The sequence below is a fragment of the Pseudomonas sp. 14P_8.1_Bac3 genome, assembly GCF_025466085.1.
In the GTDB taxonomy this organism is placed as follows: domain Bacteria; phylum Pseudomonadota; class Gammaproteobacteria; order Pseudomonadales; family Pseudomonadaceae; genus Aquipseudomonas.
Map to the genome: position 1 here is coordinate 1 of NZ_JANLOD010000009.1, position 321 is coordinate 321.

1 protein-coding gene is annotated in these 321 nt (G+C 65.1%); it reads right to left on the bottom strand.

The window, feature by feature from the left end; all coding sequences use genetic code 11:
* Positions 1-321, bottom strand: a 321-nt coding sequence (locus NTD84_RS03730) for an RHS repeat domain-containing protein (RefSeq protein WP_262163663.1), incomplete at both ends; no start/stop codon positions are given.

Consider the following 321-nt stretch of genomic DNA (forward strand, 5'->3'; position numbering starts at 1 on the left):
ATGCTGCCGTCCGGCAAGGTGACGCCAACCAGCCGGTGCTGGCAGTCGTAGGAATATTCGGTGACGATTATTTGCGCGGTGCCACGGCGTTCGCGGATGAGGTTGCCGAAGGCGTCGTAGTCATAATGGCGGTCGCCCTGCATCAGCAGGCGGTTGCCTTTGATGGTCGCCACGCCAGGCCGGTCCTGCATCAGCAGGTTGCCGGCCGGATCGTGGGCGAAGGTCTCTGGCACGTCGTCGCGGGTGTGACGCACACGGGTCAAGCGGTCGAGGGCGTCGTAGTAGTAGCTGCGCTGGCCGCGGCGGCTGTCGGCGATGCTT